The sequence below is a fragment of the Methylobacterium sp. E-041 genome, from assembly GCF_022829665.1.
Taxonomy (GTDB): domain Bacteria; phylum Pseudomonadota; class Alphaproteobacteria; order Rhizobiales; family Beijerinckiaceae; genus Methylobacterium.
Map to the genome: position 1 here is coordinate 1 of NZ_JAKSYQ010000183.1, position 765 is coordinate 765.

The 765-nt window shown below is 64.7% G+C and carries 1 protein-coding gene; it reads left to right on the plus strand.

The window, feature by feature from the left end:
• The coding region (locus MKK70_RS17815) for a PQQ-binding-like beta-propeller repeat protein (protein WP_243949208.1) at positions 1–765 on the plus strand (765 nt) is incomplete at both ends.

A 765-nucleotide genomic window follows, 5' to 3' on the forward strand; every position in this document is an offset into this window, starting at 1 on the left:
TTCGAAGCTCGACCAGATCAACAAGGACAACGTCAAGAACCTCCAGGTGGCCTGGACCTTCTCGACCGGCGTGCTGCGCGGCCATGAGGGCGCCCCGCTCGTCATCGGCAACATGATGTACGTCCACACCCCGTTCCCGAACATCGTCTACGCGCTCGACCTCGACCACGAGGCCAAGATCGTGTGGAAGTACGAGCCCAAGCAGGACCCGTCGGTGATCCCGGTGATGTGCTGCGACACGGTCAACCGCGGCCTGGCCTACGCCGACGGCGCCATCATCCTGCACCAGGCCGACACCACGGTCGTCTCGCTCGACGCCAAGTCCGGCAAGGTGAACTGGTCGGTCCAGAACGGCGATCCGAAGAAGGGCGAGACCAACACCGCCACCGTGCTGCCGGTGAAGGACAAGGTCATCGTCGGCATCTCGGGCGGCGAGTTCGGCGTACGCTGTCACGTGACCGCCTACGACCTCAAGTCCGGCAAGCGGGTCTGGCGCGCCTACTCCGTCGGCCCGGACGACGAGATGCTCGTCGACCCGGAGAAGACCACCTACCTCGGCAAGCCGGTGGGCAAGGATTCTTCGCTGAAGACCTGGGAAGGCGACCAGTGGAAGACCGGCGGCGGCTGCACCTGGGGCTGGTACTCGTACGACCCCAAGCTCGACCTGATGTACTACGGCTCGGGCAATCCCTCGACCTGGAACCCCAAGCAGCGTCCGGGCGACAACAAGTGGTCGATGACCATCTGGGCGCGTAACCCCGACAC